Genomic DNA, 15,188 nt, shown 5'->3' with positions numbered 1-15,188 from the left:
ATGCCTCCTTACAGCATGTTTTTGGATTGAAGGAAATCGCGCGCCACCTGTTCAGGTGACTGGTGGTCGATGTCCACCCGCTTGTTCATCTCGGTGATGGCCTCGTCGGTAATCAGCGGGGAAAGCTGATTCAGCGCCGCCTCAAGACCGGGATGGCTCTCCAGGACGTCTTTACGCACCACCGGCGTCACGTTGTAGCTGGGGAAGAAGTGTTTATCGTCTTCCAGCACCTTAAGATCGAACCCTTTCACGCGCCCGTCCGTGGTGTAAATCAGCCCGGCATCAACAAAACCATCGCGTACAGCGTTGTAGACCAGGCCCGGGTCCATCTGGCGAATCTGTGGCCTGTCGAGCGTCAGGTTATAGGCCTTCTGCAGGGGCTTCATCCCATCGGAACGGCCATAAAATTCCAGGTCCAGACCGAGACGCCAGTTGTGTTTCGGGTCCGTTTTTCGCACCTGTTCCATTTTTGCAACCAGTTGCGACAGAGTAGAAATGCCTTCTTTTTCAGCCCGGGCGCGCTGCATGGCAAAGGCATAGGTGTTGTTCATCGGGGCCGGTTTGAGCCAGATAAGGCCCAGTTTGGCATCCAGATTTTTAACGGTGTTGTAAGCCTCCTCAGAGGACATCGGTTTGTTGATATGGTTGAAGATAATCAGCGAGGTACCCGTGTATTCCCAGGTCATGTCGATCTGCTTATTGATCATGGCATTACGACTGATGGTGGTCGCGATGTTGCGTTTCGGGACAACGTCAAAGCCTTTCTTTTGCAGCCACATCACCGTCATGGCAGACAGAATGTGTTGCTCGGTAAAGCTTTTAGTCGCGAGCACCAGCGGTGTGGCGGCTTGTACGGTCTGGCTGAGTGCCAGCGTGGTCATCAATGCCAGAGTACAACTCTTAATCCAGCGCGTTAGCATTACAAACCCCTTATTGTTATGCCGCAGCGTGCGGACTGAGATAGCGCCCTAATGACGCCAGTAGCATATCCAGCACCAGTGCAACCAGCGCGGTTGCAACCGCACCCAGAATAAGCACAGGGAAGTCGTTAAGATAAATGCCGGGGAAAATCAGCTCGCCAAAACTGCTGGCGCCAATCAGGAAGGCCAGCGGGGCGGTGCCTACGTTAATGGCCGTGGCGATGCGCACGCCGGCCAGAATCACTGGTAAGGCGTTAGGGATTTCAACCTGACGCAGGCGTTGCCACTTGGTCATACCGATGCCGTTTGCCGCCTCGAGCAGGGAAGGCGGCACTGCGCTGAGTCCGGAATAGGTGTTACGGACAATCGGCAGTAAGGAGGCCAGAAACAGCGCGATCAGGGCAGGCTTGTCACCGATGCCGATGACCACCATGGCCAGCGCCAGTACGGCCAGCGGCGGCAGCGTATTACCGACGTTAAAGATTTGCATCACGTATTCCGCCCAGCGACGTGCAAAAGGGCGGCTGAGCAGGATACCGCTGGGAATACCGACCAGCAGCGCGAACAGCATTGACCAAAACACCAAAAACAGGTGCTGCTGTCCAAGGTAAATCAGATCGACTCTGCGGGCGACCAGTGTATCCCAGCCAAGCCCCCAGACCAGTGCGCCCAACACTGCTACAACAGCAAGCAGCGCAAGACCGGCACGTTTGGCCAGTGAAGCGTTATGCATATGGATTCTCCCTGTTAACAGATCTGTTGTTATACATACCCAAAACAGCATGACAAAAGCGGCTAAATTGATTGCAGCTTCCAAAACCATGACTGTCGCTAAAGATCGAAAACCGCTGCCATTTTCTGCGTAATTTCAGCAACTGCAGAAAATACAGCTTTATTCCTATAGCAGCGCCAAGCGAAGCGCGCCAGTTTTTATCGGAAAAATCAGGAAGATAGGAATAGCCCAAAAGCGCCTGAGCCCTTATAGCAACTGGTTTAAGAGCGAAACTACCTAAAAACGCATCTATTAGGTGACGGTGTCACATATTAAGCTGAAGTGATTCCTGTCGCGCTAAATTTGCGCTAGCCTTAGAGGACTCAAAAAGGGAGCATCATGACCAACAGCACCTCCGCACCATCGCGCCGTCACTGGATTCTTCTTGCCTGTATGCTGGCGATGTTTATGGCGGCTATTGAAGTCACCATTGTGGCGACCGCGATGCCCACTATTGTGGCTGACCTGGGCGGCTTTTCGCAGTTCGGCTGGGTTTTCTCGGTCTATCTCCTGACGCAGGCGGTAAGCGTGCCGCTCTATGGACGGCTGGCCGACCTGTGGGGACGAAAAAAGATGCTGTTCCTTGGCATCATCCTCTTTCTTATGGGGTCCGTGCTCTGCGGCTTTGCCCAAAGTATGCTTTGGCTGATTATTTTCCGCGCCTTCCAGGGGCTGGGTGCCGGTGCCATCATGCCGCTGAGTTCCACCATCGTGGCCGACGTCTATTCCCCGCGTGAACGGGCCAGCGTGCAGGGCTGGTTGTCCAGCGTGTGGGGCGTCGCCGCCATTATCGGCCCGTTGTCTGGCGCATGGCTGGTTCAGCACTTTAGCTGGTCAGTGATCTTCTGGGTCAACGTACCGATTGGCATGATCAGTATGCTGATGCTGGCGGCGCTGTTGCCCGCTCACCCGCAGAAAGCACAGCCGTCTCAGTCCCTGAATCTGACCGGCAGCGGCTGGCTGACGTTATGCATCAGCGCCGTACTGATTGCGCTGTTGCAGGCGGAGCAGTTGGGATACTGGCTGTTGCTGTTTTTACTCATTGGCCTGGTGGCGGGCTGGCAGTTAACCCGCCATGAGCAGCGCACCCGGTCGCCATTGTTTCCGTTAGTCATCTGGAAGAGCCGGCTTATCATCGCAGGAAACTTAGGCAATCTGGTGATTGGTGCGACCATGATGGGCGTCAGCGCTTTTCTGCCGACCTGGATTCAGGGCGTGACGGGAGGATCGCCGCTTCAGGCGGGGACCGCGCTGGCGATGATGTCGATAGGCTGGCCGCTGGCAAGCACCCTGAGTGGCCGGTTGATGCTGGTGACATCCTACCGCTTTACCGCGCTGTTGGGCGCGCTGTTGCTGATTAGCGGCAGCGCCTTGCTGCTGCTGTTACACAGAGAAAGCTCGCTGTTTCAGGCCGGATTTACGGCGTTTGTCATCGGCACCGGCATGGGAATGACCAGCACGACGTTTCTGGTGTCCGTGCAGAATCATGCCGATTATGACGTGCGCGGTATCTGTACCGCGTCGGTTATGTTTAGCCGCATGATCGGTTCGGCGTTGGGTACGGCGGTGATGGGTGCCGTGCTGAATCTGAATCTGCAGTGGCGACTGCCGCAGGCGCAGGACCCGGTTCAGCAAATCATGTCACAGGAAACCCGCGATCGGCTGGCCCCCGATGTTCTGCAACATATGCTGCAGGCCATTGCCGCATCGCTGCACTCGGTATTTATCGTGGCGTTGGTGATTGCGTTACTGACGATGTGGGTAGCATGGAAAATGCCGCGCCAACAGCCACAGCAGGCTGAATAAGGCGGGAGCAGCAGTAACGCGTTGCGTGACAGGCGGTCAGAGAGATAGCGCGGCAAAAGAAAGGGCGACAGTTATCGTCGCCCTGAACGTTATTGTGTTGAGGTATCTTGCGAGCTGCCTGCGCTGTCCGGCACAGATGCACCTTCATCGCGGCCCAGCTTTTTATAGACGATTTTCTGGCTGTCGTTGTCGCAATGGCCGACCACCTGACCGCCCGCCTGATCAACCTGATCGTTGGCGACCACGTCAAGGCTAAAGCCAGATTCGGGCACACCGTTTTGAATGATTTTCTGGCTGATATCCGCTTTTACAGATTCGCAGGATGCCTGAGCCAGCAAGGGGAATGCCAAAAACGTCGCTGTCAGTAATGCAGTCTTGATCTTCATAACCCTTTCCTTTTGTCATGCGTCAGTCATTACTATAGCTGAAATTTACGGCAGTACCGGGCGGCCTGTGCGGCGATCTAAACAGCGCAGCGTGTTCGGTTCCCAGTAAGCATTCAGGTTAGCACTTTGTTCGCACTTATCCCGTGTGTCGAAGGCGCGATCGGCCTTATCGAACTCTTTTTCCACCCGATTGTTCACTTTATTACGCAGCATATGCGTATCATTCCACTGCTCTTTACTCTGGCGTGCCGCTTCGTTATTCAGCGCGCTGCTGCCGTTTTCAATAATCAGGTGATCGGTAGCTGCACTCACAGACAGGGCGGTCGCAGAAAGCAGGGCCACCATCAGAACCGGAACCAATTTTTTCATCGTAATATCCTTCGATTAACTCTGCTTTTACCTATGGGTAAAACTATTGCATCAAATGAGGATAGTATACCATTGACGATTACTTGCTCACCAGTTGTGTGCATGTTGTTTACCTGTCAGAGAGATTATCGTGCTGCTCAAAACCACCTTCCTGTTTTTTATAACCGCACTGGCGGAAATTATTGGCTGTTTTCTGCCGTGGCTCTGGTTGAAGAAGGGCGCCTCTGTCTGGTTGTTATTTCCTGCTGCATTAAGCCTGGCGCTGTTTGTCTGGTTGCTCACCTTACATCCTGCCGCCAGCGGACGTGTTTATGCGGCTTACGGCGGCGTTTATGTGCTGACGGCGTTGCTGTGGCTGCGCGTAGTCGACGGGGTCAGGCTGAGCGTATGGGACTGGAGTGGCGCACTCATTGCTCTGAGCGGCATGGTAATTATCGTGGTGGGCTGGGGCAAAGCGTAAACGCCAGCCCGGGCGGCTGGCGCTGCGATCAGGGTTTGTGGACTTTCAGTCCCGCCAGGGTCTGACTGACAGGCATCATTTCCAGAGTGTTAATGTTGACGTGCTTCGGCAGTGTCGCCACCCAGTAAACGGCTTCGGTGACATCTTCCGGCGTCAGGGCTGTCGCGCCTTCGTAAACCCGATCGGCCTTGTCATCGTCGCCTTTAAAGCGCACGTTGGAAAACTCGGTACCGCCGACCAGGCCCGGCTCAATATCGGTCACGCGCAGTGCCGTGCCGTGCAAGTCGGTACGTAAGTTGAGGCTGAACTGGCGCACAAATGCCTTGGTTGCCCCATAGACATTGCCCCCGGCATAAGGCCAACTCCCGGCAATGGAACCAATATTAATAATGTGGCCGACGTTACGCTCTACCATGGCAGGCAAGACGGCGCGCGTCATATAGACCAGCCCTTTGGTATTGGTGTCGATCATATTTTCCCAGTCATTCACATCTGCCCGGTGCGCCGGTTCGATGCCCAGCGCCAGGCCAGCGTTATTCACCAGAACATCAATATGACGCCACGCATCAGGCAACTGCGTGATGGCTTCTTCAATGGATGCCCGGTTACGCACATCTAACTGAACGGTATACAGATTGTCGCCCAATTCCGCTTTTAGCGCCTTCAGGCGTTCTGCACGACGTCCACTGGCGATGACCTTATGACCGGTTTCGATGAACCGGCGGGTAATGCTTTGGCCAAATCCTGCGGTGGCCCCCGTAACAAATATAATCATCTCGCTTTTCCCTTATCCCGTTTCGTGGTGTTTGCATCACCTTAGCATGTCAGTTTTGCGTATGCCCGTTGAATTCTGAGGTAATGATGACCGCGACGTTGCGCTGTTTTAGCGCAGGCTGCACTGAAACCGTGCAGTGCCCGACGCTGCCGGGGAAGCATTCAGGCGGCAGATGGCTTAGCAACCGATTGCCTTGAGTGAGCAATCGGTTGCGTGGAGAATTTGTCAGCGTAAATGTTGCGCAACAAATAAATCCATCTATCTTTATGAAAATAAAGGATTTTAATTAAACTGCTGCTGGCACGACTCTTGCAAAGTGATTACCTATAGAGAGTGTTAAAGGAACAGGACGACGAGATGACGCGTCCGGTAAGAGGAAACCCTATGTTTACAAGCTCGGACACAGCGATTCGCGCCAGCTTTTTCGATTTCGTCGACGTGGCAAAAGATCCTGAGGCTATTTTAGCCCAGGCGCGTTATATCGACGATGGCCTGCTCATTTTACGTGAGGGCCGCGTCGTGGCGCTGCATGACTGGCATGAGGTGAGGGACAGCCTGCGTCCAGACGCCGTGATCGATTTGCGCGGTAAGTTGATCATGCCGGGTTTTGTCGACTGCCATATCCACTATCCCCAAACGGAAATGATCGGTGCCTTTGGTGAACAGCTTCTCGAATGGCTGAATCAGTATACGTTCCCGGTGGAAGGCCAGTACCGCTGCCCGGAACATGCCGCGCAAATGTCGGCGTTTTTTCTTCACCAGTTGCTGGCCAACGGCACCACCAGTGCGTTGATCTTTGGCACGGTTCATCCTCAGTCGGTAGAGGCTTTATTCAGCGCGGCTGAAGCGCTGAATATGCGCATCATTGCCGGAAAAGTGATGATGGATCGCAACGCCCCCGATTACCTCGTCGAAACGCCGGAAGAAAGCTATCAGCAAACCCGTGCGCTGATTGAACGCTGGCACCAGCGGGGCCGCCTGGGCTATGCCCTGACGCCGCGTTTTGCGCCTACGTCTTCGCCCGCCTTGCTGGAAAAAGTGCAGACGCTTCGTACGGCCTATCCTGATGTCTGGCTCCATACGCACCTCAGCGAAAACCCGCAGGAGGTGGCCTGGGTGAGAGCGCTGTTCCCCGACCACAATGGCTATCTCGACGTTTACCACCAATACCAGTTGACCGGTCGTCGCAGCGTGTTTGCACACTGCCTGCATCTGGAAAATCATGAATGGCAGTGCCTGCATGATACCGATTCCGCCATTGCCTTTTGCCCGACCTCAAACCTGTTTCTGGGAAGCGGCCTGTTTAATATCAAACGCAGCTGGCAGCAGGGCATCAACGTCGGCATGGGCACCGATGTGGGGGCGGGAACCACCTTTAATATGCTGCAAACGCTGGGGGAAGCCTACAAGGTCGGCCAGCTGCAACAATACAGGCTGAGTGCGGCAGAAGCCTTTTATCATGCCACGCTGGGCGGTGCTCATGCCCTGGATCTTGACCAGCACATTGGTAATTTTTTACCGGGTAAAGAAGCCGATTTTGTCGTGCTGGATATGGCCGTTTCCCCGTTGCAAAAGCTGCGCATGAGTAACTGCAAGGATATCTGGGAGAAACTGTTTGTGCTGATGACCCTGGGCGATGACAGAAACATCGTTCAGACCTGGGTTAACGGTCAGCCAGTCTGGCAATCCGCCACAAGGGAGAATGCCGCATGATTCAGTTCCTGCTTAACGATTTACCGATTACCGAAGAACAGATCGATCCTAATCTGACGGTGCTGTCTTATCTGCGAACCCACAAGCGCCGTTGTGGAACCAAAGAAGGCTGTGCTTCGGGTGATTGTGGTGCCTGCAGCGTGACGCTGGGCAGTGTGGTAGACGGAAAATTACAGTATCAGACCGTTAACAGCTGCCTGATGCTGGTCAGTGGATTACAGGGCAAACAGCTTATTACGGTTGAAGATTTACGTCAGGGCAAAACCCTGCATCCCGCTCAGCAGGCCATGGTGGACTGCCACAGTTCACAGTGTGGCTTCTGCACACCGGGTTTTGTGATGTCGTTGTTCAGTTTGCAGAAAAACAATCATGGCTGGGATCGTCAACAGGCAGAGCACGCGCTGGCCGGCAACCTGTGCCGCTGCACCGGCTATCGTTCCATCATGGCAGCCGCCGAGCAGGTGGTGACGCAGCCGCAGCCTGACCGCTTTGATCGGCAGGAAGAGAAGGTAGTTGAGCGCCTGACCGCGCTGGACAGCCAGGAAGTCCAGGTGGTGCAGGACAAAGGCCGCTACTGCTATATCCCCAAAACCGTTGAACAGCTCGCCACGCTCTACGCGGCGCAGCCCGACGCCGCGTTGCTGGCAGGGGGCACCGATCTCAGCCTGCTGATCACCCAGCGTTACCAGAGCATTCCGTTGATGATTGCGCTAGGACAGGTTGATGCGCTGAAAGTGTGCCATGAGGATGACGCGTATTATCGGCTGGGAGCCGCGGCCTCGCTGGAAAAAATCGCCAATTTTATGGCGACGCGCATACCGGGTTTGACCGAGATGCTGACGCGTTTTGCCTCACTGCAAATTCGTCAGCTCGGCACCCTGGGCGGTAATCTTGCGAATGCGTCCCCGATTGGCGATGCTTCACCTACGCTGCTGGCGTTAAATGCTTCCTTGCTTCTGCAGAAAGGCAACACGCAACGTACCTTGTCACTCGACGACTTTTTTACCGATTACCGCCAAACCGTGCTCGAGGCAGGGGAATTTATTCATAGCATCATCATTCCAAAAGTGACGGTGTCACCTGGTTTTGTGGCCTGGAAGGTGTCAAAACGCCTGGATGATGATATTTCGGCCGTGTTTGCCGCCTTTAACATCCACACCGAGAACGGCATTGTCACCGCGGCGCGCATCGCCTTTGGCGGTATGGCGGCAACGCCAGTACGCGCGGCGGGCTGTGAGCAGGCCATCGTCGGATTACCCTTAACCGCAGAAACGATGGCAAAGGCCTGCCAGGCGCTGGCAGAAACCTTCCAGCCGCTCAGCGACTTCCGCGCCAGTGCCGATTACCGCCTGCAGGTGGCGGGCAACCTGCTGCGCCGTTATTTCTACCGTCTGAATGGATTATCCATTACCGAGGTAAGCCGCTATGTCTCATAACCGTCCGGCATTGCCCGATTCCGCCTTACCCATTGCCCATGCGCGTGACATCAGCAGCGGCGTGGGGCGCAGCAATAAACATGAAAGCGCCGATAAACATGTGTCTGGCGAAGCGATGTATATCGATGATAAAGCGGAGCAGCCCGGCCTGCTGCATCTCTGTCCTCGCCTGAGTGAACATGCACATGCCCGCATCATGCATGTTGACGTGCAGCCGTGCTATGCCATTCCCGGCGTGGTGCGCGTCCTGACCTGGCAAGAGGTGCCCGGGGTAAACGACGTCGGGCCACTGCAGCCCGGCGATCCGCTGCTGGCGCAGGAAAAAGTCGAATACGTTGGGCAGATCATTCTTGCCGTCCTGGCCGAAACCCCAGACGCGGCCAGGCAGGGCGCGATGGCGGCCATCATCGAGTATGAGGTTCTGCCCGCATTACTGGACGTGGAACAGGCGCTGCAACAGGGCAGCTTTGTCCAGGAACCCCACATTCACCAGCGCGGTGACGTCGAGGCGGCGCTGGCGCGTGCCCCGCACCGCGTTCAGGGCGCATTTCATATCGGCGGACAAGAGCACTTTTATCTGGAAACCCAGACGGCGATGGTCATCCCCGGTGAAGACGATGCGCTGCAGGTCTTTTGCTCCACGCAAAATCCAACGGAAATTCAAAAGCTGGTGGCAGAGGTTATGGGCATCAGCATGAACAAAGTGACGATTGATATGCGGCGCATGGGCGGGGGATTTGGCGGCAAAGAAACCCAGGCGGCGAGCGTTGCCTGCCTGTGCGCGATCGCAGCGAACCTGACCGGGCGCGCGGTTAAAATGCGCCTGGCCCGGCGCGATGACATGCGAATTACCGGCAAACGGCATCCTTTTTATGTGCGTTACGATGTGGGTGTGGACGACGACGGACGGCTGTGCGGTGTAAAAATCGATCTTGCCGGGAACTGCGGCTACTCGCTCGATCTGAGCGGATCGATAGTGGATCGGGCCATGTTTCATGCGGATAACGCCTATTACCTTGGGGATGCGTTGATCACGGGCTACCGTTGTCGCACCAATACCGCATCCAATACGGCTTTTCGCGGCTTCGGCGGTCCGCAGGGCATGGTCGCCATCGAACAAATCATGGACCACATCGCCCGTGAACGGGGGCTGGACCCGCTCACGCTGCGCAAACGTAACTATTACGGCAAACATGAGCGCAATATCACCCATTACCACCAGCAGGTGAAAGACAATCTGCTGGATGAGATTACGGCGCAGCTGGAAACCAGCAGTGACTATTATGCCCGGCGCGAAGCCATCGCAGCGTTTAACGCGACGCATCCCGTGCTGAAACGCGGACTGGCGCTGACGCCGGTTAAATTCGGTATTTCCTTTACCTCCAGTTTCCTCAATCAGGCCGGGGCGCTGATTCTGATCTATACCGACGGTACGGTGCAGCTCAACCATGGCGGGACGGAAATGGGTCAGGGACTCAACACCAAAGTGGCGCAGATTGTCGCCCAGGTGCTGCAAATTGAGGTCGATCGCATTCAAATCACCGCCACCGATACGGGTAAAGTACCCAACACCTCGCCGACGGCGGCGTCCAGTGGCACAGATCTTAACGGCAAAGCGGCACAGAACGCCGCCGAAATCCTGCGTGAGCGCATGACGAACATGTTGTGCACGCTGCACGCGTGCGCGCCAGATGCGGTGAATTTCAGCAACGGCATCGTTCGGGCGGCGGATCACTATTACACCTTTGCTCAGGTCGCCCAGCTTGCCTGGCTGAACCAGGTGCCGCTTTCGGCTACCGGCTACTATCGCGTGCCCGGCATTCATTACGATCGCCAGGCCGGTCGCGGCGAACCTTTTTACTACTTCGCCTACGGTGCGGCCTGCTGTGAGGTGATTATTGATACGCTGACGGGTGAATACCGGCTGCTACGGGCGGATATTCTGCACGATGTGGGCGCGTCGCTGAATCCGGCTATCGACATCGGACAGGTTGAAGGCGGATTTGTACAGGGGCTGGGCTGGCTGACCTGTGAAGAACTGGTCTGGAATGACCACGGCCAGTTGATGACTGACGGCCCCGCGAGCTACAAAATTCCTGCCATCAGTGATGTACCGGCCGACATGCGCGTCACCCTGGTGGAAAACCGCAAGAACCCGCAGGACACGGTTTTTCATTCGAAAGCCGTGGGCGAACCGCCTTTCATGCTGGGGATTGCCGCCTGGTGTGCATTGCAGGATGCGGTGGCCAGCGTGGCCGGTTATCGCCTGCATCCCGGGCTGGATGCGCCCGCCACGCCGGAGCGGGTATTCTGGGGTGTACAGCGCATGACCGGAGGCGCGGATGATTTATCATGACTGGATTACCATTCTGCACGACCTGCGCCAGAAGCGGCAACACTGCGTACTGATCACCGTGCTGAAAGACCGAGGCTCGGTACCGCGTGACGGTGGTGCCAAGATGGTGGTGACGGACAGTGAAACCTTTCTCACCATCGGTGGCGGTCACCTGGAGTTTCAGTGCATCGCTCAGGCACGGGCGCTGTTAGAAGGTGGAGAGCGGCGTCCCCATACCGAAGAGTTCAGCCTGGGCGCGCGACTGGGGCAGTGCTGCGGCGGAATGACCACGATTCTGTTTGAACCGCTCATGCAGGCGCAGCCAGAAATCCTGGTGTTTGGTGCCGGTCATGTCGGTCAGGCGCTGGTTAGCCTGCTGGCTACGTTACCCTGTCACGTTAACTGGATTGACAGTCGGGATAACCAGTTTGCGTCGGTGCCGCCTGGCGTCAACGTCCAGCAGCCCGACGATCCCCTGGACTGCGTGGCCGGGGCGGCCCCCGGAAGCTATTATATCGTTATGACCCACCATCATCCGCTGGATCTTGCCCTGTGCGAGGCTATCCTGCGGCGGGGTGATTTTCGCTATGCCGGCGTCATCGGTTCGCAAAGCAAAAGTCAGCGCTTTCGCTACCGGCTGGAAGGCAAAGGGATTGGCGAAGACCGGCTGGCGCGACTGCGCTGTCCCATGGGCTTACCCGATGTCAAAGGGAAGCTGCCCGCCGAAATCGCCGTCGCGATTGCGGGTGAAATTATCGCGGTGTATCAACAACCACGCGGGTAGGTTGTTCTGTCAAAGGCAACCTGCCACTATGAGACTCTGTGTTGTTCTCCAGGAGCGCCTATGAACGCCCGTCAAAATCCTTTTTTTAGCGTCAGCAGTTTGCCTTATCACACGCCACCCTTTGATCAGATTCAGGAAACCGACTTTCTCCCTGCGCTGCAGGCCGGTATCGAAGAAAAGCGCCAGGAAGTGCAGGCCATCGCCACCGATCCTGATGCGCCGACTTTTATTAACACCTGCGAGGCGCTGGAGAAAAGCGGCCAACTGCTGACCCGCGTAAGCCTGGTGTTCAACGCGATGACCTCCGCCCATACCAGCCCCTATCTTCAGCAGATTGACGAGGACATCGCGCCACAGCTCACCGCACTAAACGATGAGATCATGCTGAACCGGCCGCTGTTCTCACGCATCGATCAGGTCTATTTGCAGCGCAACCAACTTGATGCCGAATCGAAACGCCTGGTCGACGTGCTATGGCAGCGCTTTCAGCTGGCGGGGGCGAACCTGCCGGAAGCGCAAAAGCAGCAGTTAAAGGCGCTGAACCAGGAAGCGGCCCGACTCAGCACGCAGTTTACCAACAAGCTGCTGGCTGCCACCAAGGCGGGCGGGTTGATGGTGAATGATGTCCAGCAACTCGCGGGGCTGAGCCCGTCCGATCTGGCCGTCGCCCAGGCGGCTGCCCGCGCGCGTGGCCTGGAGAATGCCTGGTGGCTGGTACTGCAAAATACCACGCAACAGCCTGCGCTTCAGTCTCTGGAAGACCGCGCGACGCGGCAGGCCTTGTTCCATGCCGCCATGACGCGCAGTGAGAAAGGCGATGACAACGACACGCGAGCGCTGGTGTTGCGTCTGGCACAGGTGCGCGCTGAGCAGGCGAAGCTACTGGGATTTGCCAGCTTTGCCGCCTGGCAGTTACAGGATCAGATGGCAAAAACCCCGGATGCTGCCTTCGCCTTTATGCGTAATATCGTTCCCGCCGCCCGAGCCCGTGCGGAGCGGGAAGCCTCGGCCATTCAGCAAACCATCGACAGCCAGCAGGGCAACTTCACGCTCAGCGCGTGGGACTGGAATTTTTATGCAGAACAGGTGCGGCGGGCACAGTACGATCTGGATGAAAGCCAGATCAAACCCTATTTTGAACTCAACACGGTGCTCGAAAATGGCGTGTTTTGGGCTGCGACCCAGCTCTATGGTATTCAGTTTGCCCCGCGTCACGATCTGCCGGTTTACCATCCAGACGTACAGGTATATGAAATCTTTGATGTTGACGGCAGTGGGATGGCGCTGTTTTATACCGATTTCTTCAAGCGTGACAGTAAAGGCGGCGGCGCATGGATGAGCAACTTTGTTAACCAGTCCACGCTGCTCGACGCCAAACCGGTGATCTACAACGTCTGTAACTACACCAAACCCGCCGACGGTGAGCCCGCACTCCTGAGCTGGGATGAGGTTATTACCCTGTTCCATGAGTTCGGTCATACGTTGCATGGCCTGTTTGCCAGTCAGCGTTATCCCAGCCTGTCAGGAACGGAAACGCCGCGTGATTTCGTCGAGTTCCCCTCGCAGATTAACGAGCACTGGGCAAGTGAGCCGCAGGTGTTTCGCCATTTCGCCCGGCATTACCAGACCGGCGAACCCATGCCGGCGGCGCTGCATGAAAAAATCATCAGGGTTGGCAAATTCAACAAAGGTTATGAGATGACCGAGCTGCTGGCTGCCGCGCTACTGGACCTTCACTGGCACAGCCTTGACGGTCGAACGCCGATGCAGTCCGTTGACGGATTCGAGCAGCAGGCGTTACGCAGCGACGATATTGATTTGGCTGCCGTTCCCCCACGCTATCGCTCCAGCTATTTTCAGCATATCTGGGGCGGCGGCTATTCTGCGGGTTATTATGCCTATATCTGGACCCAGATGCTGGCCGACGACGGCTACCAGTGGTTTGTCGAACAGGGCGGCTTGACGCGGGAAAATGGCGATATCTTTCGACAAAAGATTTTGTCACGCGGCAACAGCAGCGATCTTAAAGCGTTGTATGAAGCCTGGCGCGGCGGTGAGCCGCAGCTCGAACCTATGTTGAAAAACCGCGGCTTAGCGGAATAAGCAAGAAGCGAAAGGGCGGCGATGCCGCCCTGTTTTATTAACCCAACGGACCGCCTTCAATGGTTTCGCACAACCCAGCCAGTACCCGTTCACCCGTTTCCGTCTTCAGCGACTGATACCACGCCGAGGTCATTTGGGGATCTTTAGCATGTGTGATGTCACAGCGTTTACGCGCTTTCAACACCAAATCCTTAACGCGCTCGACACGGCGCATCTGGTAACGCAGTAGCGCATCCTCGATGCCAAGCGAATGCGCAGACAGCGCGGACGCCAGCACAATGGCATCTTCCATGGCCGCACAACCGCCCTGGCCGATATCGGGCGTGGTGCTGTGTGCCGCGTCGCCAAGCAATACCACCCGGCCTTTAACAAAACGCTGAAAAGGTTCAATGTCGTGAATTTCGACCCGGTTGGTGGTGTCCACGTCAATTGCCGAAATAAGCTTTTGCACGGGTTCAGACCAGTCGCTGAAGTAGTGGCGCAAATCGTCCCGCATCGTTGAACGATCCTGCTCCAGACCGGAAGGCAGCGGGACATCGAAGAAGAAGTAAAAACGATTACCGCTTACCGGCATCAGTGAAACGCGCTTGCCATCGCCCACAAAGGTTGTCCATTGGTCAGCGGGCGCGATGGACTCATCAATCCTGACCAGACCGTTCCAGTTCACATAGCCCGCGTAGCGGCGTGGCAATTTTTCATCCAGTACATAATCGCGGATCACCGAATGCGTTCCGTCTGCCGCGACCAGAAAGTCGCCTTGCGCCTGGCTGTTATCGTCAAAGGTGGCGATAACGCCGCTGGCGTACTGCTCCACCTGGACGATACGTTTGCCAAAATTTACCCGACTGCGGCCATAAGCATCCAGCAGCATCGCCTGTAGCTCCGCGCGGGCGATGGGGTAAGGGAATTCGCCCACCTGTTGCACCAGCGGTGACAGGCTAAAGCGGGTCAGCGTGTCACCCGAAAACGCGTCTTGATAGGCCATAAACGCCATGTTACCGCCCAGAGCGCGGACTTTTTCTTTCAGTCCCAGTGCATTAAGGCACTTCACGCCGTTTGGCCAGACAGAAATCGCCGCGCCAACAGGCCGTATCGTTTTGACCGCCTCATAAACTTCAGTTTCGAAACCGGCCTGTTCCAGAGCCAGTGCGGCGGTCATCCCACCCATTCCGCCACCAATGACGATCGCTTTCATATGTTATCTCCTGTGTACATATCAGTAATTTGCAACTTTTGTACCAGAAGCGAAAAGGGCCGGATGCCTGAATCTGTCGGGATAACACAACAGATAACCTCAGTCGATGCACGGTCGCTGTGCAACGATCTGCA

Annotated in this window: 13 protein-coding genes; 7 read left to right on the top strand and 6 right to left on the bottom strand. The window is 56.1% G+C overall.

The window, feature by feature from the left end:
• Positions 1 to 8: 8 nt before the first annotated feature.
• Positions 9 to 920 carry a glycine betaine ABC transporter substrate-binding protein gene (locus A6A26_RS16250; RefSeq protein ID WP_063879692.1) on the bottom strand — a complete coding sequence of 304 codons (912 nt, stop codon included), beginning with the start codon at positions 918 to 920 and terminating at the stop codon, positions 9 to 11.
• A 16-nt stretch (positions 921 to 936) separates the two neighbouring features.
• Positions 937 to 1,653 (bottom strand): ABC transporter permease, encoded by a 717-nt coding sequence (locus A6A26_RS16245; protein WP_063879691.1) that lies wholly within the window; start codon positions 1,651 to 1,653, stop codon positions 937 to 939.
• Positions 1,654 to 2,031: 378 nt separating this feature from the next.
• Here A6A26_RS16245 and A6A26_RS16240 point away from each other — a divergent pair, with 378 nt between their 5' ends.
• Positions 2,032 to 3,498, top strand: coding sequence for an MDR family MFS transporter (locus A6A26_RS16240; RefSeq protein WP_063879690.1), 1,467 nt, complete (start codon positions 2,032 to 2,034; stop codon positions 3,496 to 3,498).
• An 89-nt stretch (positions 3,499 to 3,587) separates the two neighbouring features.
• On the opposite strand, the gene A6A26_RS16235 is transcribed toward A6A26_RS16240, so the two are convergent.
• Together A6A26_RS16235 and A6A26_RS16230 are read right to left on the bottom strand one after the other, a co-directional pair.
• Positions 3,588 to 3,884, bottom strand: coding sequence for a DUF1161 domain-containing protein (locus A6A26_RS16235; RefSeq protein WP_063879689.1), 297 nt, complete (start codon positions 3,882 to 3,884; stop codon positions 3,588 to 3,590).
• 45 nt (positions 3,885 to 3,929) lie between these two features.
• Positions 3,930 to 4,253: a DUF1283 family protein gene (locus A6A26_RS16230; protein ID WP_063879688.1), complete on the bottom strand. Its 324-nt coding sequence runs from the start codon at positions 4,251 to 4,253 to the stop codon at positions 3,930 to 3,932.
• A gap of 133 nt (positions 4,254 to 4,386) precedes the next feature.
• Here A6A26_RS16230 and A6A26_RS16225 point away from each other — a divergent pair, with 133 nt between their 5' ends.
• Positions 4,387 to 4,713 carry a YnfA family protein gene (locus A6A26_RS16225; RefSeq protein ID WP_063881184.1) on the top strand — a complete coding sequence of 109 codons (327 nt, stop codon included), beginning with the start codon at positions 4,387 to 4,389 and terminating at the stop codon, positions 4,711 to 4,713.
• A 28-nt stretch (positions 4,714 to 4,741) separates the two neighbouring features.
• Here the strand turns inward: A6A26_RS16225 and ydfG are convergent, their stop codons facing one another.
• Positions 4,742 to 5,488 (bottom strand): bifunctional NADP-dependent 3-hydroxy acid dehydrogenase/3-hydroxypropionate dehydrogenase YdfG, encoded by a 747-nt coding sequence (gene ydfG, locus A6A26_RS16220; protein WP_063879687.1) that lies wholly within the window; start codon positions 5,486 to 5,488, stop codon positions 4,742 to 4,744.
• Between the two features lie 384 nt (positions 5,489 to 5,872).
• Here ydfG and guaD point away from each other — a divergent pair, with 384 nt between their 5' ends.
• From guaD to dcp, 5 genes are read left to right on the top strand one after another with little or no spacing between them, the layout of a single operon-like run.
• Complete coding sequence (guaD, locus tag A6A26_RS16215) at positions 5,873 to 7,201, top strand: guanine deaminase (RefSeq protein WP_063879686.1); 1,329 nt, start codon at positions 5,873 to 5,875, stop codon at positions 7,199 to 7,201.
• Positions 7,198 to 8,637 (top strand): xanthine dehydrogenase small subunit, encoded by a 1,440-nt coding sequence (gene xdhA, locus A6A26_RS16210; RefSeq protein WP_063879685.1) that lies wholly within the window; start codon positions 7,198 to 7,200, stop codon positions 8,635 to 8,637. Before guaD ends, xdhA begins: the two co-directional genes overlap by 4 nt.
• Positions 8,627 to 10,993: a xanthine dehydrogenase molybdopterin binding subunit gene (gene xdhB / locus A6A26_RS16205; RefSeq protein ID WP_063879684.1), complete on the top strand. Its 2,367-nt coding sequence runs from the start codon at positions 8,627 to 8,629 to the stop codon at positions 10,991 to 10,993. Before xdhA ends, xdhB begins: the two co-directional genes overlap by 11 nt.
• Positions 10,980 to 11,756 carry a xanthine dehydrogenase accessory protein XdhC gene (gene xdhC, locus A6A26_RS16200; RefSeq protein ID WP_063879683.1) on the top strand — a complete coding sequence of 259 codons (777 nt, stop codon included), beginning with the start codon at positions 10,980 to 10,982 and terminating at the stop codon, positions 11,754 to 11,756. The genes xdhB and xdhC overlap by 14 nt, the downstream gene beginning before the upstream one ends.
• Positions 11,757 to 11,816: 60 nt before the next feature.
• Positions 11,817 to 13,859 carry a peptidyl-dipeptidase Dcp gene (gene dcp / locus A6A26_RS16195; protein ID WP_063879682.1) on the top strand — a complete coding sequence of 681 codons (2,043 nt, stop codon included), beginning with the start codon at positions 11,817 to 11,819 and terminating at the stop codon, positions 13,857 to 13,859.
• Positions 13,860 to 13,896: 37 nt separating this feature from the next.
• On the opposite strand, the gene hpxO is transcribed toward dcp, so the two are convergent.
• Positions 13,897 to 15,054 (bottom strand): FAD-dependent urate hydroxylase HpxO, encoded by a 1,158-nt coding sequence (gene hpxO / locus A6A26_RS16190; protein ID WP_063879681.1) that lies wholly within the window; start codon positions 15,052 to 15,054, stop codon positions 13,897 to 13,899.
• Between the last annotated feature and the right edge of the window lie 134 nt (positions 15,055 to 15,188).

The sequence above is a fragment of the Pantoea sp. OXWO6B1 genome, assembly GCF_001641135.1.
Taxonomy (GTDB): Bacteria; Pseudomonadota; Gammaproteobacteria; order Enterobacterales; family Enterobacteriaceae; genus Pantoea; species Pantoea allii.
The sequence above is the reverse complement of the archived record's forward strand: the minus strand, read 5'-3'. Positions and strand labels throughout refer to the sequence as shown.

Coding starts and splice junctions, on each gene's coding strand:
- A6A26_RS16250 (WP_063879692.1), bottom strand. CDS start 920: ATGCTAACGCGCTGGATTAAGAGTTGTACTCTGGCATTGATGACCACG.
- A6A26_RS16245 (WP_063879691.1), bottom strand. CDS start 1,653: ATGCATAACGCTTCACTGGCCAAACGTGCCGGTCTTGCGCTGCTTGCT.
- A6A26_RS16240 (WP_063879690.1), top strand. CDS start 2,032: ATGACCAACAGCACCTCCGCACCATCGCGCCGTCACTGGATTCTTCTT.
- A6A26_RS16235 (WP_063879689.1), bottom strand. CDS start 3,884: ATGAAGATCAAGACTGCATTACTGACAGCGACGTTTTTGGCATTCCCC.
- A6A26_RS16230 (WP_063879688.1), bottom strand. CDS start 4,253: ATGAAAAAATTGGTTCCGGTTCTGATGGTGGCCCTGCTTTCTGCGACC.
- ydfG (WP_063879687.1), bottom strand. CDS start 5,488: ATGATTATATTTGTTACGGGGGCCACCGCAGGATTTGGCCAAAGCATT.
- guaD (WP_063879686.1), top strand. CDS start 5,873: ATGTTTACAAGCTCGGACACAGCGATTCGCGCCAGCTTTTTCGATTTC.
- xdhA (WP_063879685.1), top strand. CDS start 7,198: ATGATTCAGTTCCTGCTTAACGATTTACCGATTACCGAAGAACAGATC.
- xdhB (WP_063879684.1), top strand. CDS start 8,627: ATGTCTCATAACCGTCCGGCATTGCCCGATTCCGCCTTACCCATTGCC.
- xdhC (WP_063879683.1), top strand. CDS start 10,980: ATGATTTATCATGACTGGATTACCATTCTGCACGACCTGCGCCAGAAG.
- dcp (WP_063879682.1), top strand. CDS start 11,817: ATGAACGCCCGTCAAAATCCTTTTTTTAGCGTCAGCAGTTTGCCTTAT.
- hpxO (WP_063879681.1), bottom strand. CDS start 15,054: ATGAAAGCGATCGTCATTGGTGGCGGAATGGGTGGGATGACCGCCGCA.